The sequence below is a fragment of the Staphylococcus casei genome (genome assembly GCF_030294405.1).
Taxonomy (GTDB): Bacteria; Bacillota; Bacilli; order Staphylococcales; family Staphylococcaceae; genus Staphylococcus; species Staphylococcus succinus.
On record NZ_CP125718.1, the window covers coordinates 1,762,174 to 1,786,697 of the forward strand.

General features: G+C 33.6%; 23 protein-coding genes. 3 read left to right on the forward strand and 20 right to left on the reverse strand.

The window, feature by feature from the left end; all coding sequences use genetic code 11:
• Positions 1-3: 3 nt before the first annotated feature.
• The 5 genes from recG to QMO72_RS08520 all read right to left on the reverse strand — a co-directional run bounded on the left by recG (position 4) and on the right by QMO72_RS08520 (position 5,904).
• Positions 4-2,049, reverse strand: coding sequence for an ATP-dependent DNA helicase RecG (gene recG, locus QMO72_RS08500; RefSeq protein WP_103267639.1), 2,046 nt, complete (start codon positions 2,047-2,049; stop codon positions 4-6).
• Between the two features lie 2 nt (positions 2,050-2,051).
• Positions 2,052-2,921 (reverse strand): L-serine ammonia-lyase, iron-sulfur-dependent, subunit alpha, encoded by an 870-nt coding sequence (sdaAA, locus tag QMO72_RS08505; protein ID WP_046836217.1) that lies wholly within the window; start codon positions 2,919-2,921, stop codon positions 2,052-2,054.
• Positions 2,922-2,935: 14 nt separating this feature from the next.
• A complete protein-coding gene (gene sdaAB / locus QMO72_RS08510; RefSeq protein WP_069824267.1) occupies positions 2,936-3,601 on the reverse strand; it encodes an L-serine ammonia-lyase, iron-sulfur-dependent subunit beta in 666 nt (221 codons plus the stop codon).
• Between the two features lie 257 nt (positions 3,602-3,858).
• Positions 3,859-5,517, reverse strand: coding sequence for a fatty acid kinase catalytic subunit FakA (gene fakA / locus QMO72_RS08515; protein WP_103267638.1), 1,659 nt, complete (start codon positions 5,515-5,517; stop codon positions 3,859-3,861).
• 15 nt (positions 5,518-5,532) lie between these two features.
• Positions 5,533-5,904 carry an Asp23/Gls24 family envelope stress response protein gene (locus QMO72_RS08520; RefSeq protein ID WP_103267637.1) on the reverse strand — a complete coding sequence of 124 codons (372 nt, stop codon included), beginning with the start codon at positions 5,902-5,904 and terminating at the stop codon, positions 5,533-5,535.
• 229 nt (positions 5,905-6,133) lie between these two features.
• Between QMO72_RS08520 and rpmB the strand changes: the two genes are divergently transcribed.
• The gene (rpmB, locus tag QMO72_RS08525; RefSeq protein WP_002483503.1) at positions 6,134-6,322 is read left to right on the forward strand and encodes a 50S ribosomal protein L28; all 189 of its coding nucleotides are present in this window, start codon (positions 6,134-6,136) and stop codon (positions 6,320-6,322) included.
• An 86-nt stretch (positions 6,323-6,408) separates the two neighbouring features.
• Here the strand turns inward: rpmB and QMO72_RS08530 are convergent, their stop codons facing one another.
• The 11 genes from QMO72_RS08530 to QMO72_RS08580 form a co-directional block, all read right to left on the reverse strand.
• Positions 6,409-7,044 carry a thiamine diphosphokinase gene (locus QMO72_RS08530; RefSeq protein ID WP_103267641.1) on the reverse strand — a complete coding sequence of 212 codons (636 nt, stop codon included), beginning with the start codon at positions 7,042-7,044 and terminating at the stop codon, positions 6,409-6,411.
• 5 nt (positions 7,045-7,049) lie between these two features.
• Positions 7,050-7,694: a ribulose-phosphate 3-epimerase gene (rpe, locus tag QMO72_RS08535; RefSeq protein ID WP_103267636.1), complete on the reverse strand. Its 645-nt coding sequence runs from the start codon at positions 7,692-7,694 to the stop codon at positions 7,050-7,052.
• Complete coding sequence (gene rsgA / locus QMO72_RS08540) at positions 7,695-8,570, reverse strand: ribosome small subunit-dependent GTPase A (RefSeq protein WP_069824271.1); 876 nt, start codon at positions 8,568-8,570, stop codon at positions 7,695-7,697.
• Positions 8,571-9,145: 575 nt separating this feature from the next.
• Positions 9,146-11,182 (reverse strand): Stk1 family PASTA domain-containing Ser/Thr kinase, encoded by a 2,037-nt coding sequence (gene pknB / locus QMO72_RS08545; protein ID WP_103267635.1) that lies wholly within the window; start codon positions 11,180-11,182, stop codon positions 9,146-9,148.
• On the reverse strand, positions 11,179-11,922 hold the full coding sequence (locus tag QMO72_RS08550; protein WP_103267634.1) for a Stp1/IreP family PP2C-type Ser/Thr phosphatase: 744 nt from the start codon (positions 11,920-11,922) through the stop codon (positions 11,179-11,181). The genes pknB and QMO72_RS08550 overlap by 4 nt, the downstream gene beginning before the upstream one ends.
• A gap of 4 nt (positions 11,923-11,926) precedes the next feature.
• On the reverse strand, positions 11,927-13,021 hold the full coding sequence (gene rlmN, locus QMO72_RS08555; protein ID WP_069824274.1) for a dual-specificity RNA methyltransferase RlmN: 1,095 nt from the start codon (positions 13,019-13,021) through the stop codon (positions 11,927-11,929).
• 3 nt (positions 13,022-13,024) lie between these two features.
• Positions 13,025-14,332, reverse strand: coding sequence for a 16S rRNA (cytosine(967)-C(5))-methyltransferase RsmB (gene rsmB / locus QMO72_RS08560; RefSeq protein WP_286093272.1), 1,308 nt, complete (start codon positions 14,330-14,332; stop codon positions 13,025-13,027).
• Between the two features lie 2 nt (positions 14,333-14,334).
• Positions 14,335-15,267, reverse strand: coding sequence for a methionyl-tRNA formyltransferase (gene fmt, locus QMO72_RS08565; protein WP_103267632.1), 933 nt, complete (start codon positions 15,265-15,267; stop codon positions 14,335-14,337).
• Positions 15,260-15,748 (reverse strand): peptide deformylase, encoded by a 489-nt coding sequence (locus tag QMO72_RS08570; protein ID WP_069824277.1) that lies wholly within the window; start codon positions 15,746-15,748, stop codon positions 15,260-15,262. Before QMO72_RS08570 ends, fmt begins: the two co-directional genes overlap by 8 nt.
• A gap of 241 nt (positions 15,749-15,989) precedes the next feature.
• Entirely contained in the window at positions 15,990-16,679 is a 690-nt protein-coding gene (locus QMO72_RS08575; RefSeq protein ID WP_103267631.1) for a GNAT family N-acetyltransferase, read from the reverse strand.
• Between the two features lie 146 nt (positions 16,680-16,825).
• Positions 16,826-17,020, reverse strand: coding sequence for a helix-turn-helix domain-containing protein (locus QMO72_RS08580; protein WP_069824279.1), 195 nt, complete (start codon positions 17,018-17,020; stop codon positions 16,826-16,828).
• A gap of 521 nt (positions 17,021-17,541) precedes the next feature.
• Between QMO72_RS08580 and QMO72_RS08585 the strand changes: the two genes are divergently transcribed.
• A complete protein-coding gene (locus tag QMO72_RS08585) occupies positions 17,542-17,745 on the forward strand; it encodes a TM2 domain-containing protein (protein ID WP_046836202.1) in 204 nt (67 codons plus the stop codon).
• 134 nt (positions 17,746-17,879) lie between these two features.
• On the opposite strand, the gene QMO72_RS08590 is transcribed toward QMO72_RS08585, so the two are convergent.
• A complete protein-coding gene (locus tag QMO72_RS08590) occupies positions 17,880-18,512 on the reverse strand; it encodes an esterase/lipase family protein (protein WP_069824281.1) in 633 nt (210 codons plus the stop codon).
• Between the two features lie 412 nt (positions 18,513-18,924).
• On the opposite strand from QMO72_RS08590, the gene QMO72_RS08595 reads away from it, so the two are divergent.
• On the forward strand, positions 18,925-19,245 hold the full coding sequence (locus QMO72_RS08595) for an SdpI family protein (RefSeq protein WP_103267380.1): 321 nt from the start codon (positions 18,925-18,927) through the stop codon (positions 19,243-19,245).
• A gap of 108 nt (positions 19,246-19,353) precedes the next feature.
• On the opposite strand, the gene QMO72_RS08600 is transcribed toward QMO72_RS08595, so the two are convergent.
• The 3 genes from QMO72_RS08600 to coaBC all read right to left on the reverse strand — a co-directional run bounded on the left by QMO72_RS08600 (position 19,354) and on the right by coaBC (position 24,334).
• Positions 19,354-20,379 (reverse strand): DUF418 domain-containing protein, encoded by a 1,026-nt coding sequence (locus QMO72_RS08600; protein WP_103267381.1) that lies wholly within the window; start codon positions 20,377-20,379, stop codon positions 19,354-19,356.
• A gap of 336 nt (positions 20,380-20,715) precedes the next feature.
• On the reverse strand, positions 20,716-23,124 hold the full coding sequence (gene priA / locus QMO72_RS08605; RefSeq protein WP_103267382.1) for a primosomal protein N': 2,409 nt from the start codon (positions 23,122-23,124) through the stop codon (positions 20,716-20,718).
• A 1-nt stretch (position 23,125) separates the two neighbouring features.
• The gene (gene coaBC / locus QMO72_RS08610; RefSeq protein ID WP_103267383.1) at positions 23,126-24,334 is read right to left on the reverse strand and encodes a bifunctional phosphopantothenoylcysteine decarboxylase/phosphopantothenate--cysteine ligase CoaBC; all 1,209 of its coding nucleotides are present in this window, start codon (positions 24,332-24,334) and stop codon (positions 23,126-23,128) included.
• Between the last annotated feature and the right edge of the window lie 190 nt (positions 24,335-24,524).

The following is a 24,524-nucleotide window of genomic DNA, read 5'->3' on the forward strand; positions in this document are numbered from 1 at the left end:
AGATTAATCGAAACTCATATACAATAAATTTTCTTCGATAAACGTTCTTAATCTTTGATATTGCGGTTCAAAAAATACACCCGATTGGATCAACTCCGCCGCTTCATCTCTTGCCACTTCAAGCATTTTATAATCTTCTACTACATTGGCCACCAAGAAATCTGGTAAGCCACTTTGTTTCACACCAAAGAAATCACCTGGACCTCTCATTTCAAGGTCACGTTCACTTAATTCGAAACCATCAGTCGTTTGCGTCATAATGTTCATTCGTTCTATACCCGTCTCAGTTTTAGGGGAAGCAATGAGTACACAATAGCTTTGTTGCTCACTTCTACCTACACGCCCTCTCAGTTGATGTAAAGTAGACAGGCCAAACCGATCCGCATCATATATCATCATGAACGTTGCATTCGGGACATTTACCCCTACTTCTACAACTGTGGTAGATACTAATACGTCTATTTCATGATTACTAAATTGTTGCATCACCTTATCCTTCTCATCAGAAGGTAGTTTTCCATGTAACAAGCCCACTTTATCCGTGCCATAATAAGCTTGCAATGATTCATACAAAGCCACTACGTTTTGAACATCTTCTAAATGCTCAGAACTTTCGATAAGCGGACATATTACATATGCTTGACGTCCTTTTTTTAATTCTGAAGTCATTTGATGTAATACACTTTCATATGCTTCATGTTTCGACCATGACGTTATAATAGGTTTACGTCCTTTAGGTAATTGTTTAATCGATGAAACATCCATTTCACCGAATACAGATATTGCTAGCGTTCTTGGTATAGGCGTCGCGGTCATAAATAATACATTAGTCATAGCGCCTTTCTCTCGCAACAGCTGTCTTTGATTCACGCCAAAACGGTGTTGTTCATCAGTGATAACAAGCCCTACATTATTGAAAATAACATCATCTTGAATAAGCGCATGCGTACCAATAATACAATCAATCTCATTATTATTGAGTTGCTCCAATAATAATTTGCGTTTCTTTCCTTTAACAGAACCTGTTAATAATGCAACATTCATCCTATCTCCAAAGATTTCAACCAAACTTTCAGCATGTTGTTCCGCTAAGATTTCAGTAGGTACCATTAACGCCGATTGGAAACCAGCTGTTTTCAATGCATACATACAAATGGCAGCAACAACTGTTTTACCCGAACCTACGTCGCCTTGTAGTAAGCGATGCATACGGAGTGGCGCTTTTAAATCTCTAAATATTTCATTCACACTATGCTTTTGTGCATCTGTCAGTTCAAATGGCAAACTATCAATGAAATGTTTAACTAATTGAATATCATAATCAACTTCAATCGCTTCATCAGATGTTTTTTCTAATCGATTTAACCATTGCATTCTTAATTCAAACATGAACAATTCAGTAAATGCATATGTTCTACGCGCTTTGATTAACGATGCTTTATCAGAAGCAAAATGCAAAGCGTTAATTGTATCTTCAAGTGATTCCAGTTTGTACTTTTGACGTAAATCATCAGTAAGCCACTCATGAATTGTTACATCATCCAAAACTTGACGAATCATATCTCTTAATGGTTTTTGTTTAATACCTTCTTTAATTCGATAAATAGGCTCAAACTGAGCTTCTTCCATCATATTTTGACTGAAAAACATTCTATTTCCATTTATTTCTTGTTTGCTTCTATTCCACTTGCCTTTTACAGTAACTGTACCGTGTAGTTCAATTTTCTTTTTCAAATAAGGTTGATTGAAAAAAGTGCACTTTACTGCAATGTGATTTACCATAATATGCACTGTTAATTTTGATTTATTACGACCAAAAAAAGCGACAGTAGGGGTTGAATAAACCTCACCTACCACTGTCACTATCGCTTGATCTTCAGCTTCATTCAAATCAACCACAGTGTTATCTTCGTAACGTGTTGGCAAATATAGAATCAAGTCTTCAACTGTATAAATATTAAGTTCATTAAGTACAGCTAAGCGTTTCGGTCCTAATCCTTTAATCTGGGATAAAAGAAATGGGCTATCTATTAAATTTACTTTTGACATGTTTAATCACCAAATATTTCTTGTTTTAGACGCTGACCCGTAGGCGTACCTGCTAAACCACCTCGTCCAGTCTCGCGTAAAGCTGATGGCATGGTTTGTCCAATTTTATACATTGCCTCAATAACTTCATCAGTAGGTATCCTTGAAGTCACACCTGCTAAAGCCATATCTGCAGAGACAATTGCATTAGAAGCACCCGCTGCATTACGTTTCACACAAGGTACTTCTACTAAACCAGCCACCGGATCACATACTAAACCTAGCATATTTTTCAAACAAATTGCAAAAGCTTCAGCTGATTGTTGTGGCGTGCCTCCTGCAAGCTCAACAGTTGCGCCTGCTGCCATAGCTGCTGCAGAACCCACTTCTGCTTGACAACCTCCTGCTGCGCCTGAGATTGATGCGTTATTAGCAACTACAAAGCCAAATGCGCCTGCAGTCAATAAAAAGTTCAACATGTCTCTGCGTGTTGGTTCTAAACGTGGTTTAAGTCCAAATAACACGCCTGGTACCACACCTGCAGAACCAGCAGTAGGCGTTGCGCAAATTTTACCCATCGCTGCATTAACTTCATTTGTAGCTACAGCTTTACTTACTGCATCTAATAACGTCGGTCCTGATAATGATTTTCCTGATTTCAAATATTCTTTGATTAATACTGCATCTCCACCTGTTAGCCCTGTTGTAGATGTTACACCTGCTAGTCCTTCGTCAAGTGCATTCTCCATAGTTTGCAGGTTCTTATCCATATGTGCATAAACATCAGCTTCAGATAATCCTGTTACTTCCATTTCTTGCTCAAGCATAATTTCATGAATCTTTTTATCATTTGATTCACACATTGCTATTAATTCTTCCACACTTTTAAACATGTATTACCCTCCGTTTAGGCGTCTCCCATGAGTGATACCGTCACTACACCATCGACGTTCTTAATTTGATTTATAATTTCATCATTAATAGCATCATCTAATTCACAAGTCATTAATGCCTGGTCACCCTTTTCTTTTCTAGAAACTTGCATACTACCAACATTAATACTAGAATCTCCTAATATCTTAGCTACACTCCCAATCGTACCAAATGTATCTTTATGGAAGACAAGTAGTGCTGGGTAGTTCCCACTAATAGCAATATTAAAGCCATTTATCGCTACTACCTCAATCTTGCCCCCGCCTATAGATACGCCTTCAACAGAAATTTCCTTGTCTGCCGTTCGCATATTGATAATAGCAGTATTAGGATGTGACCTTTCTTCAGCCATTTCTATAAAATTCACTTTCATTCCGATCTCTTCAGCTGTTTGCAGACTTGTTTGTATTCGATCATCATCTGTATCATAACCCAATAAGCCTCCTACCAGTGCAACATCTGTACCGTGCCCTTTATAAGTTTCCATAAAAGAACCATAAAGATATATATCTACTTGTTTTGGTGTCTCATTAAATAAATCTTTCGCTACAAGTCCTATTCTTACTGCGCCTGCAGTATGAGAGGAGGAGGGACCAACCATTGTAGGACCAATAATGTCGAAAACTGTTTTGTATTTCATATTTATACCCCACTCTTATTTTTAATGTTTCTAATGTGTTGCGCTTTCATTTACATATGACGGTTTTATTATAACAAGATAGCTAGATATTATAAACTAAAACTGGTTGTCTTGTTAAAGTTGAAATGACAACATAGCCACGAATAAGCATTCAACTTTGTAATATATCTCAATTGCTTGGTTCACACAAAAATATACGTAATTAGATTTGATTCTCTAATTACGTATATTTAATCTATTGTTTATTTATGTTTCGTTTACTCCACAGAAAATAAATATGGATAAACTGGTTGTTGCCCATGGTGTTGATCAAGTTCAACCTCAGGATATGCCGACTCAATCCACGATTCAATTTGTGAAGTTACAGCATCACTTGTATCTTCACCCACAATCATAGTTATAATTTCACTATCTTCATGAATCATTTCTGATAATAGGCCTTTAACTGTTTCTAATAAATCTACATGACTTGTAACAATTTTATCTTCAATCAATCCCATAAATGCATCTTTTTTAATTTCAACGCCATCAATGGTCGTATCTCTTACGGCATACGTTACAGCAGCTGAAGTAACAGCTTCAAGAGATTCAATCATTCGTGATTTATTATCAATGAGTGTATCTGATTCATCATAATTAAATAACGCTGCAATACCTTGTGGGATGGACTTAGTAGGGATGACGACTGCTTCAACATCTGCGATATCTGCTGCTTGCTCACTTGCCATCATAATATTTTTATTATTAGGTAAAATAATGGCACGTTTACATTGAGATTGTTTAATTACCTTAACAATATCTTCTGTTGATGGATTCATAGTTTGGCCACCGCTAATAATATTTGTTGCTCCCATAGATTTAAATAATTCTGATATGCCATCACCCATTGAAATTGTAATAACTGCCGTATCTACAGTTTCGGTCTTAGAATTGACAGCGTTACGTTGTGAACTTTCTTCTTTTTTTACCACTTCCCGATGTTGTTCACGCATATTTTCAACTTTTAGCTTAATGAGCTCTCCGTATTGCTGACCATAATTGAATACGTCACCTGGTGTTTCTGTGTGTACGTGTACTTTGACTATCTCATCATCATTGATTACTAATAATGAATCGCCAAATTCACTCATATCTTCTCTGAATATCTGTTCATCAAACACTCTTTTGCTTTTATCAAAACGCACCATGACTTCAGTACAAAAACCATAAACAATATCTTCTGTGTTAATCACACCATGAAAATCATGCTCTTCATTCACTAATGAATCTTTATCTAATTTAGGTGCTTCAGAACTCACTGTTTCGCCTTTCATAGCTTTAAGGAAGCCTTCATATACCAAGACTAAACCTTTACCACCACTATCTACAACACCGACCTCTTTTAATACAGGTAATAAATTCGGGGTATTTTCAAGTGATTTTTCAGCTTCTTCTAAAACATAAGACATAAGTTCAATACAATCATCTGTCTCTTCTACCTTATGTATCGCTGCATCAGCTGCATCTCTAGCTACGGTTAAAATTGTGCCCTCTACCGGTTTCATAATTGCTTTATATGCAGTCTCTACACCAGCTTTAAAACTCTCAGCAAGCTGTCGCGCATTAATTGCTTCATATGCTTCTAACTCTTTACTAAAACCTCTAAATAGTTGAGATAAGATAACACCAGAATTACCTCTAGCGCCCATTAATAAACCTTTAGAATATGTTTTTCCAAGTTCACCGATGTGCTGAGATATATTATGCTCTATCGCTTCTCTGCCTGATGTCATTGTCAAATTCATATTTGTTCCTGTGTCACCATCTGGAACTGGATACACATTTAATGAATCAACCAAGTCTGCATGATTTGATAAATTTTGCGCCCCTTGTATAATCATCTCGGCAAATAATTTACCATTAATTTTGATAACCATTGTGCGTTTGTCCTCCTAGTTTTTCGTGCCGTTATTCAATCGTACACCCTGTACAAATATATTTATTGAATTAATTTTTACTTTTAATGTTTGTTCTAATGTATATTTCACTGTTGACTGTAAATTACTTGCTACTTCTGAAATTTTCGTTCCATAACTTACGATAATATACATATCTACATTTATCACACCATTTTCTTCTTTGACAACAATACCTTTAGAGTAATTTTCATGCCCTAATATTTCAGCAATGCCATCTCTGACTTGTTGTCTAGAAGCCATACCTACAATCCCGTAACACTCAACTGCTTTGCTACCTACAACTGAAGCGATTACTTCATTTGAAATATCTATACTACCATAATCATTCGTGATTTCTAACGTCATTTATTAGGGCCTCCTAGTTTATGGTTATAAAAATAGTCATTACACTATTTGTCTACTTAAGAAAATACTACATTTACCCACATTTTACAATTATATCATAATTAACCGCTAACAAAAATAATAAACATGAAAAATTGCAACTTTATATTGCTATATCAAATGAGATGTGGTACATTATTCAAGTATGTAGTAGATACGTGTATTTATATTTATTAAAGGAGGTACTTTCATGGGCAAACAATGTTTCGTAACAGGTCGTAAAGCTTCAACTGGAAACAATCGTTCTCACGCTTTAAATTCTTCTAAAAGAAGATGGAATGCTAACCTTCAAAAAGTTAGAATTCTTGTAGACGGAAAACCTAAAAAAGTTTGGGTTTCTGCACGTGCTTTAAAATCTGGTAAAGTAACTAGAGTTTAATAAATATAATGCACGAAAAGACCAGTCCTTATGTGGAGGAATGGTCTTTTTTTATGCTTTATTTCATTGTTTATCATCATCGTAGATCAATCTTTACTTCTTATCATTAGTACATTGCCTTCTGAAATCCGCACTTCTCCCTCTACATTGTTTAATTCATTTGAAATCGTTAATGTAGAACCTAACTTAAGCATTTCATTTTCCAAATTGTACTTAAACTTAGCTAATGATATGACTGTTGGATATGTAACAGGGATAAAAGATATATATGGATAATATTGACTATAGCGAATCTGATGATTACCTTTTTTTAAAAATTGAATTTCATTACTTTCATCGATAATCTTAATAGTAATATTCTGTTGAGTATATTCCGACTTTTCTAATGTCTGAAGCGCTCCCATAAAATGATCTAGTCTTCCTCCAGTTGCGCCATATACACAAATTTCCTTATACCCACTAGCTACAGCTTGCTCAATACCCAAAGCTAAATCTGTGTCATTTTTTTCTGAGTTAAGTGGATTAATCGTAATATGTGATTCTATATAAGCTCTTTCTTCATTTGTAACAGAGTCAAAATCACCCACTGCAAATTGCGGGATAATTCCTGCTTCTATTAAAATTAGCGCTCCCCGATCTATACCTATCCAGTGAGTGTCTTTTTGTACCTGTAATATATCCTGCGGTAAGTTTCTATCACCACATAACAAATTAACTTTCATCAACCTCAGCCTTTCAATATCTTGGTTACCTCTTTATAATCCTCATGTTTAAAAAAGTATGATCCTGCCACTAACATTGTAGCACCATGACTTACTACAGATTCTACCGTTTCATCATTAATTCCACCATCTACTTCAACATCAAAACTTAAATTTAAATCATTTTTGATTTTTGATAATTCATCGAGTTTTTCTATAGATTCATTAATAAATGTTTGACCACCAAAACCTGGATTTACAGTCATTACTAAGACAAAATCCACCATTTTGATTATAGGTAAAATCGAACTTACTGGTGTACCTGGATTGATAACTACGCCTGCTTTTACATTCTTAGATAGAATTTGTTCTATCACTCTATGAATATGCGGTGTTGCTTCCACATGTACCGAAATCATATCAGCACCATGATCTGCAAATAACTCAACATATTTTTCCGGTTCTTCAATCATCAAGTGTACATCTATTGGTAAATGCGTTCCTTTACGTACCGCATCTAGAATTGGTAAACCGATAGAAATATTAGGTACAAATTGGCCATCCATAACATCGAAATGAACACCATCTACCCCTACTTCTTCTAATGCTGTTAATTCTTCTTGTAACTTTAAAAAATTTGTTGATAATAATGATGGATATAGCTTTACCACTTAATATCTTTCCTTTCTATTTGCAATTTCATTGAAAAGTTGTAAGTAATGGTCGTATCTGAACTGAGCAATATTTCCTTTTTCCAATTCAGCTTTAACATTACATTTCGGCTCTTTAACATGATTACAATCTCTAAATTTACAGTGTTCACCATATTCATTGATTTCCATAAAATATTTTTTTATATCATCTTTTTGAATATGATCATAATCTAATGCACTAAAACCTGGCGTATCTGCAATAAACCCATGACTACGTTCAAATAGTTCTACATGCCTTGTTGTATGACGACCTCTATTTAATGATTTCGATATATGTTGAGTTTCTAACATTAATTCTGGATAATATTGATTTAATAATGTCGATTTGCCTACGCCAGATTGTCCACTTAATACGGCCAAACCGTCTCCCCACTCTAAAAAGACTTTTTTTATATCATCGTGCATACTAATAAACTGTGTTTTATAACCCATTTCTTCATATACATTTAATAATTGAGATACTTTTTGTTGTGTTTCATCTGAAGCTAAGTCTTTTTTAGTGACTAGAATACGTGGTCGTAAATGGTATGAATGTGCAATGACTAAAAACCTATCCAATAATTGCGTTGAAAAATCTGGCTCAACCGCGCTCATCACTATAATCAGATGATCTACATTACTGACAGGTGGTCGTTTTATTTCATTTTTTCTACTATGCACATGATGAATATAGCCTTCATTTATATTTTCCACTTCGAAGTCTACGACATCTCCAACAATTGGTGAAAATTTATTTTTTCTAAAAAGACCTCTCGGCTTTGTATCATACATTTGTCCTTTAACATCCACACGATACACGCCGCTGATTGATTTAATGATGCGTCCTGTTTTCAATTAGGCACCCCTCTTTTAAAAGCTATTACGTTATTATATTATAGCAAAGCAATTTTAATTTAAATATGATTTTAGGCTATTTCGAGTAAAATTCACTATTATGTTTTCTAAAACAGTGAAAATGATAATATAAATATCACCTTAGTTTATTTTATATTAAATAAAACACCATTTCGACAATTTATTTTGTCGAAATGGTGTTTATCTGTAAACTGCAAAATTAGAGACACTAAACTCACTACGTTCTTTCGGTTCGCAAGTGTTTCACTTGCATAAGAGACACTTTACTCACTACGTTCTTTCGGTTCGCAAGTGTTTCACTTGCATAAGAGACACTTTACTCACTACGTTCTTTCGGTTCGCAAGTGTTTCACTTGCATAAGAGACACTAAACTCACTACGTTCTTTCGGTTCGCAAGCGTTTCACTTGCATTAGAGACACTTTACTCACTACGTTCTTTCGGTTCGCAAGTGTTTCACTTGCATAAGAGACACTTTACTCACTACGTTCTTTCGGTTCGCAAGTGTTTCACTTGCATAAGAGACACTAAACTCACTACGTTCGTTAAGTGTCTCTAAAAATCATAGGGGATATCTTTATCCGCTACAATCTTATCATCAACGCGTATGGTATAGCCTGCTGTTTTGCCTTTTTCAATTGTCATCGGTATTTTTATAGATTTATTATTCTTAATCTTAAATGTTTGTGAAGCTGAAGTTCCTTCATCATCTTTATCTCTCACATATACCTTAACTTCTTGACTCTTATCATCTTTACCTGTGTATGGTATTTCATACGTTTCTGTATAATTCTTTGTTTGCGCTTCATCATCACTATCTTTTGCTTTGTCATCTTCTTTAGATTTCTTAGCATCAGTATCTTTTTTGGCAGCGCCTTTAGAAACTGTAAATTCAATAGTTGAACCTTCATCTACTTCTTCATCTTTAGGTGATTGACTAACGATACTATCTTTTTTAACTTTGTCATCTTCTCGTTCTTCTGTAACTATAACTTTGAACCCTTTCGCTTCCAATGCTGTCTTAGCAGAACTCAAAGGTTTCTTCTCATAGTTATCGACATATACTTGTTTAGTACCTAAAGATTCAGTTAATGTAATTTCACCATTATTCACTTTAACTTTCTCACCAGGGTTTACATTTTGAGCTTCAATAAGTCCTTTCGCCATATTATTCTTAGAATATGACGTATCAACTTTAACATCTTTGATTCCTAACTTTTTAAGTTTATCTAAAGCTTCATCTTTAGGTAATCCATATAAGCTAGGCATATCTACCATTTCAGGTCCTTTAGATAATACAATATCAACCTTACTTTTTTGCTCTAATCGTTCACCTTTTTCAGGTGTCGTTTTAACAATTTTATTTTCTGAGTATTTATCGCTATACTCACGTGAAATATCACCAAGTTCTAACTTATTATCTTTCAGAATGCTTTCAGCTTCTTTTTCAGTTTTTCCTGATAAGTCTGGCGTTTCTAAATATTTATTACCAAACATGCCCATGGCCATAAATCCAAATAAACCAAATAATAACAATACTATAATCAAACTGTAAATAACTTTCTTTTTCTTGGAACGCTTTCGCGTTGCAGTTCCATAAATATGTTCTTCACTAGATTGAAATTGCTGCTGGTTGACGATTGGAATTTGCATCGTTTGTTTAATATTTTTTTCTTTATCTTCATCACGCGCTTGATTAGCAATTTCCGCCTTATTAATAGGTACTGTTTTAGCATTGGCCTCATCTGATTGGTATATTGCTTCATCCTTACGACTATCAGAGAGCACACTATCTAAATCATTTTGCATTTCATTAACAGCGAGATAACGATCCGCTTTATCTTTTTCAGTTGCTTTTAACACCACATTACTTAACGCTTGAGGTATCTCTGAACGTTTATCTGTAGCATTAGGCATCGGATCTTGAATATGTTTTATCGCAATTCCAACGGCCGTCTCTCCAGAAAATGGTGGTTTACCCACAAGCATTTCATACAATACGACACCGATAGAATAAATATCGGTACCATTATCAGTAGACTCACCCCGTGCTTGTTCAGGTGAAAGATATTGAACAGTACCTAATACATGATTGGTCTGAGTCATTGTCGTTTCACTTAATGCTTTAGCTATGCCGAAATCTAATATTTTTAATGTTTGATTCTCATCTACTAAAATATTTTGAGGTTTAATATCCCGATGAACAATTTGATTATCGTGAGCGTGCTTAATCCCATCAATAATTTGTTTAGTAAAATTCAATACTGTTTGAACGTCTAACGGTTTATGTTGTTTAATATATTCTGATAATGTTAGACCTTGTATGTATTCCATTACTAAAAAGAAGTTTTCATCATTCTCTGTCACATCAAATACATTAACAATATTATTATGTGAGAGTTGAGTAAGATTATGTACCTCTCGCTCAAAACTTTTGATTGTTGTTTCTTTTTCACCAGCTGGAATCCTGATTGCTTTAATTGCTACTTTACGGTTGAGTATCGAGTCTTCTGCAAGATAGACAGTACTCATTCCACCGCCACCAAGCTTCTTACTCACTTTATAGCGATCATTTATTATCTTGCCTATCATACTTTATCACCTTCAATCTCAGCCAAAATTAAGCTTACATTATCATTGGTTTGGTGAGATAATGCAAGTTCTATTAAATTTTGACCATGTGTTTCCAAATCATCTTCTTGAATCAATGCATCTTGAATCATAGGATCACGTACAAAGTCAGTTAACCCATCAGAATTTAACATCAAATAATCATAAAACTTTATTTTCTTCACAAATATATCTGGTGTAACTAATTTATCAGTCCCCATAACTTTTGTGATGATATTGCGTTGTGGATGATTAATTGCTTCTTCAGCACTAATTTGACCTATCATAACTAAATGATTCACAAATGAATGATCATTTGTAATTTGTTCAATCTCTCTACTATTTACTAAATAAGCACGTGAATCTCCAATATTCGCAACGACGATATAGTTATCAAAAATTAATGCACAGACACAAGTTGTACCCATACCTTGATATTCTGGGTTTTCTACTGATTGTTGATATAATTCACGGTTAATATTTTTTAGTGTTTTGCGCAACCAAGTCTCAGCTTGTTCTGCCTCGATTAAATTTTCTTCTTCAAATCGACGTTGCAGTTCATTTGTTACGAATTGGCTTGCTACTTCACCTGCAAGATGTCCACCCATACCATCACAGAGTACTAGTAATTGTTGCTCTGTTTGGTTATAAAAAACGCCACCTGCATCTTCGTTTTTATCACGATATTGACCCGTGTCAGTAAAAAATTGTGCTTTTAGCATGTCTCTACCTCGTTTCTACTTGTCGTTCCTTAGCTCTTAGTTGACCACATGCAGCATCAATGTCTGCACCTTGCTCACGTCTAATTGTTGCATTAATACCCAAACGTTTTAATTCTTTTTCAAATTTAAAAATGTCTTCTTTAGGTGTTTTAACATAATTTCTTTCTGGTACGTGATTGACTGGTATTAAGTTAACATGGCAATTTAATTTTTGTATTAAATGTGCCAGTTCTCTAGCGTGCTCAATTTGATCATTAACGCCACCGAATAAACCATATTCAAACGTAATACGTCTATTTGTTTTTTCTTGATAATAATTAATAGCTTCCATTAGTTTTTCAACATTATAAGCTCTGTTAATTGGCATTAAACGTGAACGCACTTCATCATTTGCACCATGCAAACTCACAGCAAAGTTGATTTGAATATCTTCATCTGCAAAATCATAAATACGAGGAATAATACCAGATGTAGAAACTGTAATATGACGTGCACCAATATTTAAACCATTATCATCATTTACAATTTTTAAGAAATCCATCATTTCATCATAATTCTCAAATGGTTCTCCTATACCCATAATTACAATTTGTGATACGCGTTCTTCTGACTCATCAAGGGCTTTTTGAACAGTTAATACTTGCGATACAATTTCTCCAGCTTCTAGGTTACGTTTCAACCCACCTAATGTAGATGCACAGAATGTACAACCAATACGACAACCAACTTGAGTCGTTACACACACAGAGTTACCATATTCATGTCTCATTAGTACTGTTTCAATTGTATAGCCGTCCTGCAATTCAAATAAAAACTTAATTGTGCCATCTCGGCTTTCTTGTTTTACCACTGTCGTCATCGTCGTCATCGTAAAGTTTTCGTTAAGAATTTCTCTTAGTTCTTTAGAAAGATTTGTCATTTCATCGATGCTGTCTACTCTTTTTTCATAAAGCCATTCAAAAATTTGCTTCGCTCTAAACTTTTGTTGACCCTTTTGTGCTAGCCAATCTTCCATCTCGTCGTATCTTAGCGAATAGATTGATTGCTTTTCAAAATTGGGAAGAAACTTGTTCTTTTTCTTCTTATCTGCAGTTATCATAAATTAATTTTCCTTTCTTTTAATCCTAGTAATGAAAAAGCCATCAGAGTTAAAATCTTGAGGTAGAACTTGCATCGTTTTTACTTTTTCTCCAGTGATTGGGTGTTCAAATGTATCGAATTCAAAATCATTATTTTCTTTTAAAAATGTGTATATTACATTTTCATTTTCTAATTGTTCAATAGTACACGTTGAATAAACAAGCGTGCCACCTGGTTTCAAGTTATCTTTAACATTATTTAAAATTTCTAGTTGAATCTCAACGAGTGAATTAATAGTATGTTGTGACTGTTCATATTTAATTTCAGGCTTATGTCTTAATACACCTAAACCACTGCAAGGTGCATCAACTAAAATCTTATCATACACTTTATCATATTTTTCGGTTGCATCGTGTTCAAATGCTGAAATGTTAGATAATCGTAATTTTTTAATATTAAAATCTATTAAGTCTATTTTATGTTCATGTATATCCGTTGCATCAATATGCCCTGTGCCGTTTAATACTTCGGCGATATGACACGCTTTCCCACCAGGCGCACTACAAGCATCTAAGACTTCATCACCCTCTTGTAAATCCATTAACTGAGCAACAAACATTGAACTTTTATCTTGTATCGACACTAAACCATCTTTAAACATACGAGAATCAATGATTGGCTTTCCACTGACATGTAAACAAGTTTCAATTTCTTTGTCTTGTTCAACAATATATTCATCATCTACTAACCTTCTTATTGCATCTTCAATCGTAATTCTTGTCACATTCACTCGAACAGTTTGTGTTACTTTTGTTAAAAATGATTGTGCGATAGCTTCAGTTTGTTCAATTCCAAAATGTGTTGCCCAATGATCTACTAACCATTTAGGTAAACTGTACTCAATTGCAATTCTCTTTTTATCATCAGTGATTTCAGTGAAATCTGGTAATTCGCTACGCATGATATTTCGTAAAATACCATTTACAACATTACCATTATGAGGCCCACCTTTATGTTTTGCAATTTCCACAGCTTCATTGATAATTGCATGTTCTGGTACTTTGTCCAAGTATACATATTGATAGATACTCATCCATAAAAGCTGTCTTACCCAACCTTTAAGTTTAGTTTGTACAAATGGCTTTAAAAGATAATCTAAAGTAAATTTTCTTTTTAATGTTCCATATACAAGTTCGGTAAATAATCCTTTGTCCGCACGATTCAATTCATTATTTGATAACACGTCGTTTATAATGATATTACTATATGCTTTATCATTCATAATGTATTGCAACGTTTCAAACGCTAGTTCTCTAACATTATTGTCTATTGTCATGATAATACCTTCCCCACGAGCGACGTCTGAACGCCACTCAAATAATTTGCTGCAAGCATTCGTTTTTTACCTGCTACTTGTATATCAGTTAAAGCAATTGCATCTTCCGAACCCGTAGCCACAATAATCGCTTTTTTAGTTGTTTCAATAATTGTGCCAGGTGTGCCTGTTTTATCTTTTTCAATTCGCGATGCATATATTTTCATATTTCCATCGTCCATTACAGTATATGCAACAGGCCACGGTGAAAGACCTCGAATTTGGTTGTATATAGCTTCAGCAGGCAACGTCCAGTCAATTTTTTCATCTTCACGACGAATATTAGACGCAAATGTCGCTTCACTATCATCTTGTGGCACACTATGATTCGTACCATTAATAATAGATGGCAACGTCTCTTTTAATAAATCCGCGCCTAAAAAACTTAATTTTTGATGCATTGTCCCAACATCATCTTGATGTTCAATTTCTATTGCTTTTTGAGAAATAATATTTCCTGCATCTAACTTTTTAACCATATACATAATTGTAATACCAGTTTCTTTTTGCCCATCAATGATCGCTTGATGGATGGGCGCGCCACCTCTATATTTAGGAAGTAATGATGCATGAACATTAATAGCACCTAATTTAGGTGAAGCTAATAATGATTCAGGTAATAATTGTCCAAAAGCTGCAGTAACAATTAGATCAGCATTTAAGTCAATAAGTGTTTGTAAATCTTCTGATTGTGCTAATTTTTCTGGCTGGTAGACTGGGATACCATGTTCAACTGCTACTTCTTTCACAGGTGGCGGTGTTAATTTACGCTTTCTACCAACTGGTCGATCGGGTTGTGTTACCACTGCTATCACGTTGTGTTCAGCAATTAACATTTCTAATACTTTCGTTGAAAAATCAGGTGTTCCCATAAAGATGATTTTACTCATTGTTAAAATACGCCTCCAATTCAGCTTCATTTAAAAATTTCTCTACACGTTCTGTAAATAACTTACCATCAAAATGGTCAATCATATGTAATATCATACGAGCAATATCATCATATGCAGTCATTTCTACTTCATTACCTTTTTTATCATTACCTTTTATTACAATCATCTTGCTGCGTGTTACTTCACCGAAAACATCGGGAATGCTAATAGATCCTTCAAGGTCCGTAACTTTTTCATCGGATTCACTTATCAATTGAGGATTAATCAGTTGTAACAAGCCATCCGCTTCCATATCAATGATTGCTACTTTTTGTGCAATGCCAATTTGCGGAGCGCATAAAGCTGATGCCTCGACGTCATACATTGTATCTTCTAAATCGAGTAACAATTGTTCTAATTGCTTATCAAATATTGTGACTTCAGGAATAGATTTTTTTAGAATTGGGTGTTGACTTGCAACAAGCTGTTTTATCGTCATACTATGTTCTCCTTAGAAAATTTCATCATATCATTATAACTTATTTTATATGAAAATGCACCATGCTTCACATAAAAGTATCAATGTATCTAGGCTCATAATCCAATTATATGCTTAGTGAAGCTTTTAATTTATTTAAAATTAAAAAATTAAAGAAGATGAATCCCAATGATTTGAGACTCATCTTCTTTATAGTTCTAACTATTTGAATGCTTATTTAACGCCATCTACTTGTTTCTGTCTATATGGAAAGCTTATTCAATTGTTTCTCTGATTCATCAAAGTTATTTTCATCTAACCACATTTCATAATTGTGTTTGATGTTTGGCCATTCGCTTTCAATAATGGATAACCAACATGTATCTCTATTTCTATTTTTATATATTAAGTGGTTTCTAAATGTACCTTCATATTTGAATCCTAACCTTTGCGCTGCTTTTTTTGAAGGCTCATTGAGTGCATCACATTTCCATTCATACCTACGATATCCTAATGTATCAAATACATAGGACGCCAGTAAATAATGTACTTCTGTAGCAATGCGTGTTCGTTTCAATACATTTGCGTAATGGATATGTCCCACTTCAATAGAACCCTTTTGAGGGTCTATTCTCAATAAAGCGATTATACCTATTGCTTCATTATTGGTCTTATTTATGATTGAAAAAAAGTATGGATCTTTTGAACTTATTCTATTATTTATATACTGTTGAAATTGATTATAATTTTTGATTTGATCGTCTGGTAAATATGTCCAATTGGGAGTATCTTCCGGGTCACTAAAATGTCGAAACAAATCATCAGTATGATTTGAAGATAATTTTTCTAAACGACAGTAGTTCCCATCTAACGTTGCTATATTAGGCAAGGTAGGTTTGTCAAAATGCGTTATTTGATCTCCAATAGGCTGATTAAATGCATTAAACCTCATATATTTATCACTCCCATATATTTCAATATCATTTTTAAATTAATCACTTTCACAATAATCTAAATGTATGACTTCATAATGATTTATCATTTTAATATCAAGACTATCACACAATATGATAAAATACACAGTCATTTTCGTAATATTCAGACAATATCTTCAGAGGTCGTATTAAAAAATTCTGCTAATATTCTAGCCTCATCATTACCTAATTTTAATTCATTTGTTTCTATGCGTTCAATTTTTTCGGGACTCAAATTTGTCTTATACAATGACGCTAGACGATTTGATAATTCTTCAATACTTAAGCCTGTTGCTTCTCTATTACTTAATAAACTCATAGGCATAACCCCTTACGCAATAAATTTACTTGATGAACTTTAGTAATTCATCAATGTATACATAACTCGCTTCGTAATATCGCTACATTATCAATAACTTAAATAAATGTGATTAAAATTTATATTGGACTCGTTACTATTTAATATAACTGCAATATGTATTAAATGCAAATTTAAATTGGATATTTTTTTATAAATTCATCTTCATTCCTAATAATTCCTATGGATTTAGTACACTTTATGATTAACTTAATCACTATCACTTGTAATATTGTATTACATTGATTTTCATTTCTAACCCGTTAGCGTTATGTCTATATTGATAGACCTACTGTTAATAGCCCCATCATTTGACTATTCACAGTAGCCTTGGGATAATAAAGGTATAGTCAATTAGAATAATGTATTTTATTATTTTACAGCATTACAGTTTCAATTTAAGCAATGTAATATGGTGTCAAATTTGATCTATAGTTAATAATCAATCTTTATATTTTATCTATAATTAAGGAGGAAAGACGATGGAAGTAAATAAAATCATTTATATTTTACTAGCTTTTTTCTTAGGTAGTTTTGGCGTGCATAAATTTTATGCTGGCAAAAATATGCAAGGTCTCTTACACATATTATTTTGTTGGACAGCGATTCCTCACATCTTAGCTATCATTAGTGGTGTGTTAGTGGCATTTAAACCTGCTGATTCAAATGGTAATGTAACACTTTAGCTACAGCCATATAAAATTTAATAGTTATCAAGTATGCTTATATTATGCAAAGCTTTATATAAAAAGCACCCATCTATGAATGCATTCATAGATGGGTGCTTTTAAAGTGTTATATCTTTTTTATAAAAATACTCTTAATTTGTGTTTTCTCCGCCACCATTTAATCCTGCTTTAATGTATCCCTTAACTTGATAATTAATGAGTAGACTTAAATGATCAATACCTGTTAATCGAATGTTTTTACCACCATATAGCCTTGAAAGACTTGGAGCTACTATACCATCTGTTAAGCTATAAATAGATGTATACAGTATTTTATCATTAGGATCCGTACCAGGTAATGCTTGGTTCGTCGTTAGACCATTAGCACCACCTAATGTTACTACGTTATCCACTTTATTTCCGCCACCTAAATTTTTTATGTAATATAAAGTATTCGCCCCACCCATACTATGGGCTACGATATCGACTTTTTGGGCACCTGTTCTTTGTAATACACTATCAATGTATCGTTTTAATTGTGGACCATTAGTGATATTAGAACCTTGTTTATTATAAAATTCAACAGCATAAAATTGATTACTATTCCAACCTTGTGAAGCTAAGTATTTCTCTATACTATAAAAATTACTAGCACTACCTCCAATGCCATGTACAAAAACAACTGGGTTATGTTGTTCAGCAGCTTGAACTGTATTTCCTTTATTTATAGGAAGTGCAATTGCAAATACAACAACTAATAATATTGACAACAAAACTTTTTTCATTATATATCCTCCTAAATTAACATATTTTAATATTACAACATTTATTTGATTAAATATATTAAAATTTTTAGTTTTATGAAATTATAATTCTTAAAACCATTTCTGTAAAAATAATAAATGTTTCAAATCTCATAGCATAAAAATATACGTCGTATAAATTCCCATAATTTATACGACGTGTTTATCTTAATATTTGCTTTTATTCACCTAACATTTATTCATGTATCTATCACTTCACTTGTGTAATCAAAACAGGATACGCACTCATTTTAGCAAATAAAATACAATTCATTCCCTAAATGTCTATCAACCTTTGAACTAAAAATAACTTTTCACTATAAACATTATATGTTCAAATTGAATAGATAAGGATGTGATATATATTATTCTATTTATAGTAGTGTTGCTCAATATGATAGTTTGTAGAATTTATGAAAAACATCATAACACATTAGATGAACACAGGAATTTAGTATTAGGTTATAGAACACCTCGTGCTTTAAAAAATGAGCAAAACTGGTGTGTAGCACAAGGTGAATTTATAAAATATAGTAAGTTATTTAATCGTTGCTTTATGTGCGTAGGAACGATCTGGCTAATGATTGATCTTATTGTAAACTTAAAAGCTATGTCTGTGACGCTACAAAGCATTAGTCTGATTCTGCTCATCTTGCTCATAATCTTTTTTACAGAAAAGATTATTAAAGCATTCGAAAAATCTCAAAGGATTTAAAACATGATTTATCATGGTTGCATCTATTCAAGAGATGACACTTTTCTTATCGTCATTTGCAACATGATATATTAGACAGACGTCGAAATGATTACTCGAATATTATCTTTATTTTTTCACTATACTAAACAGCTTCCAATAAGTTCCTAAACGCCAAACATATTCCAATGGTCCATATTCAAAGCATTTCAACCACCACGCACTGAATATCAATTGAAAAATATAGACCATAATACAAATCCACAAAGTATCTATATAATCTATACGCTCATTACCCAAGAGTAATATCGCTAAATAAATTAATAAAGTCTGGCCTATATAATTTGTAAGTGCCATTCTCCCATATAGTTGCAACGGGTATAAGATTCTATGCAAAATTTGAGTTCTAACACTTAACAATAAGAAAGAAACATAAAATAATGCTATAAACGGACTAGTAATTATTATTAAATGTTCATAAATCGCTTTATCTTGAATAAAGTTATTTACTTCTTCCTTACTTAAAGCACCATCTATAAATTTATAACTTGGAAATACATAAAAGTGACTTAATATCATCCAACTGACTAGTGATAATAAACCAGATATGCTCATTAATAGCACTAACGCTTTATTTTTTACATTATCAAAAATATTAAATTGCCCTGCTGTAAGCCCCAATATAAAATACGGAATCGGTAATAATGTTTTATTTCCAATATACAAACACAAACCTAGCAAAATTAATCCCATACTTAAATTTATATATTTATATAAATAATAACTTGGTATTAATAATAGCCCCATGATTGAATATAACAATAATGCTTCTCCTGGCTGAAGTAGTTGATGCAAAATACCAAAACACGCTAAAATAATTAGTCTTCTTATAAAAATGATAGTACTATTTAATTCTTTAGCTTTACTATTTCGAATAAATATATAAAACCCCATTCCAAACAAGAATGAAAATATTGTAAAGAATTTACTTTCGATAAAAAAATCAAGAAATTTTAAATAATGAGCTTGTCCATAATTGATGGATATGGGCAAATTAAATATAGTCATTATATTCGTAAGCATGATACCAAGTAAGGCAAATCCCCTCATATAATCTAAATCTACAATCCGTTTACGCCTCGTATCTAATGCCATGATAATCTCCTTAATACTATTTTTTCTTTGATACTAAAATAATATTATCAGAAAAAAATACTTTTACATCTTACATTCTTGTCACTTGTTTTTATATGCGCTTCCGGAACAGTACTTAACCTTAAATATATTAAAAAAACCCAACAAGGTTAGTAAACCATTTTTGAAATCAACTACTCTGATATACACGCATATAATAGAAAAGGGCAAATAGTTAATTAAGAAGTTAGAAAACATTCCCAATTAAACCATCTGCCCTTTTTCTGCCCTCAGTTAATTTTTAACAATCTATAAAACCCTTTTAAATACTGATATAAAGTCATTTAAGCACCTAATTTACATCATCATTTGCGGATTAATATCTATTCTTAATGATAATTTATCTTTTAAATACAAATCATGATAATAATCATCTAGATATTTTAACGCCTCATGTAACGCAGGTTCATTTTTATATTTAACTAGGATTTGAAAGCGATACTCGTTATTTATTCTTGATAATGCTGCTGGTGAGGGCCCTAGTACGAGTGCTTTCTCTGTTAGATGTTGTAACAAAATTTTATGAATATGCTTAGAAGCTTCCATAACTTTTTTCATATCTTTATGCGCAATGGTAAAGTTAATCATAAAGAAATAAGGTGGATATTTACCTATTTTTCTGTAATTCATTTCTTTTTGAAAAAAAGCAGTATAGTCATTATCTTGAACATCTTTAATTGCATAATGCTCTGGATTATAGGTTTGTATGATGACTTCTCCTTCTTTCTCATGACGTCCTGCACGACCTGCAACTTGTGTTAACAATTGATATGTACGTTCACTTGCTCTAAAGTCAGGTAGATTTAACATCGTATCTGCGTTCAAGACACCCACAAGCGTGATATTGGGAAAATCCAGTCCTTTGGCAATCATTTGAGTACCTAATAAAATATCCCCTTTACCCGCACCAAAATCATCTAATAATTTTTCATGTGCGCCTTTTCTAGATGTCGTATCTACATCCATACGGATAATACGTGCTTCTTGAAACGCCTCTTGTAAAAGCTCTTCCACACGTTGCGTACCAGTACCTACTTGTCTGATATGCTCACTTTCACAGTTTGGACATTTATTAGGAGGTGTTTCCCGATGTCCACAATAGTGACATTTTAATTGATCGGTTGATTTATGGTACGTCAATGAGATGTCACAGTTTGGACATTGTGGCACATGTCCACAATCGCGGCACAACATAAACGAAGCATAACCACGACGATTTAAGAACAATACAATTTGCTCTTTGCGATCTAATCGCTGTTGAATTGCTTCCCGTAATTGTCCTGAAAACATAGACCGGTTACCTGCACTCAACTCTGCTCTCATGTCGACAATTTCTATTTCTGGCATCGCCTGTTGATTCACTCTATGTGGTAAAGATAACAACTCATAAACACCTTTATCTGCCCTTGCATAGCTCTCTAAACTCGGCGTCGCACTCCCTAATATCAACGGACAATCATGATACTGGCTACGCCATTGTGCAATATCTCTAGCATGATATCTTGGATAGTCTTCTTGCTTATAGGAGGATTCATGTTCTTCATCAATAATAATCATTCCTAAGTCTTTAAATGGTGCAAATACACTTGACCGTGCGCCAACGCTTACGCGAGCTTTACCATCTCTTATCTTTTGCCATTCATCGTACCGCTCACCTTTGGATAAACCGGAATGTAATACTGCAACCTCATCACCAAATCGACGTTTAAACCTCAATACCATTTGCGGTGTGAGTGCTATTTCCGGTACCAACATCATCGCTTGTCTATCTAAATTTAATACTTCTTCGATTGTTTGTAAATAAACTTCGGTCTTTCCTGAACCTGTAACACCATGTAACAGAAATGTCCGTTGTTCATGCGCTTTAATGTTTTCTAAAATTGCATCAAAAGCTTGTTGTTGTTCAGATGTAAGTGGCTGCTTTTCATCTTTTTCAAACACTCGTGTTTCAAATGGATCGCGTTCTACGATCGCATCATATTTCTCTATATAAGCCTTGCGTGTTAATGTATCTACACTTGATTTTGAGAATCCCATTTCTTCTATATGTTTTAACATTACTGTATGATGGCGTTCATCAACTAAATACGCATATAAATCATACTGCTTAGGTGACTTTTCTAATGACCCTAAAACGGTATCATAATCAAAGTCTTCAATTACTCTCACTGCACGTTGTTTCTTTTTACTAAGATTTTGAGAGAGTAAAGTGACTTCCTGAATTGCACCATTTTTTAATAGTGGTGCTATAGTGGATAAATCGTCATTTTGTTGTGCTGTTTTATATAAATATTGACCTTCTTCATTAAATCTTTGTTGCAATTGCAATGGAACAGCTTCCGAATCTACCATAGAAAAAACTTTTGTATACTTTGCTTTGATAGCACTCGGTAACATAACTTCCAACATTGAAATACGTTTGGTAACAAAATAATTATTATACCAATCTGTTAATTCAATAAGTTCTTGTGTCAACTCTGGCTTGATATCTTGAATTTCTTTGATTTCTTTTAATTTCGATATATTTATACTGTCATCTGGCTGCTCTGTAATCACCATGACATAACCTTGTATCGTCCTATGGCCAAAAGGAACCACTACACGCATACCTACTTGTATCATTGATTGCAATCTAGAAGGAATGATATAGTCAAAGGTGAAATCTACACTCTTAGAAGGTATATCAACAATTACTTTTGCTATCATTTTATTGCCACCTATTTTCTAAACTGTCTAGTATACGCTCCGCTAAAATGACTTTCTTGGCTTTACCTAAATGCGTCTCATCGCCATTTTCAAAGTACATCGTATAATCATTGTCATCCGAACTAAACCCTATTGTGCGATCACCTACATTATTGGCAATAATGACATCTGCATTTTTACGTTTTAATTTTTGTTGCGCATACGTTTCGATATTTTGCGTCTCTGCAGCAAAGCCTACTAAAAATTGACTGGTCTTGTGTTCACCTAAATACTTCAAAATATCAGGTGTACGTTTAAACGTAACAGATAATGTTCCATCTTGTTTTTTCAATTTATGGTCCAATGTTTCTACGGGGGCATAATCCGATACTGCAGCAGCTTTGAATATGATGTCCTGCGTTTCAAAACGATTTTTTACTACTTTAAACATTTCTTCTGCGCTAGTAACTTGAATCGTATCTACATTTTCTGGAGGCACGATGTTTGTGGGACCTGAAACCAGCGTTACTATTGCTCCTCGTTTCTCCAAAGACTCAGCTAAAGCATAACCCATTTTCCCAGAAGAACGATTTGACAAGTACCTTACTGGATCTAACTCTTCGATAGTTGGGCCAGCTGTAATTAAAGCATGCACACCTTCAAATCGACTTTCCTTTGTAGTTTGATTCTGTTGCTTGTCCTTAAAAAATAAATTTAATCTTTCTACAATTTGTAAAGGCTCTTCCATACGACCTTTTGCAACGTATCCACATGCTAAATAACCTTCACCTGGTTCAAGAAAATAATACCCATCTGAACGTAATGTGGCCATGTTTTCCTGTGTTCTGTTATTCTCGTACATATGCACATTCATTGCTGGCGCAACAAATTTGGGCGTTTCTGTAGCTAATAATGTTGAAGTCACCATGTCATCAGCAATACCGTGTGCTAATTTAGCAATTGTGTTGGCAGTCGCTGGCGCAACTACAATTGCATCTGCCCAGTCTCCTAATGCAACATGTTGTATTTCTTTAGGGTTTTGTTCAACAAATGTACTTGTATATACGGCATTTCTTCCTATCGCCTGAAAAGCTAAAGGGGTTACAAACTCTTGTGCATGATCTGTAAGCATAACGCTCACATCATATCCAGCTTGCGTTAATTTACTCGTTAAATCGATGGCTTTATATGCAGCTATACCGCCTGTTACAGCAAGTAAGATTCGTTTCATTATAATTTACCTCCAGATAGTTTAAACGTGACTGGTTATTACGTAATAACTCAGTGATGGCTTATAAAACAACAAACATTAAGTTGTATGTTGTTTTATTGGCATGATTACTCATTATTATACACAAATTAATAGATAAATTAAAAAAGCACACCTTGCTTTTGCATGGTGTGCGCTTGAAAGACCTTTA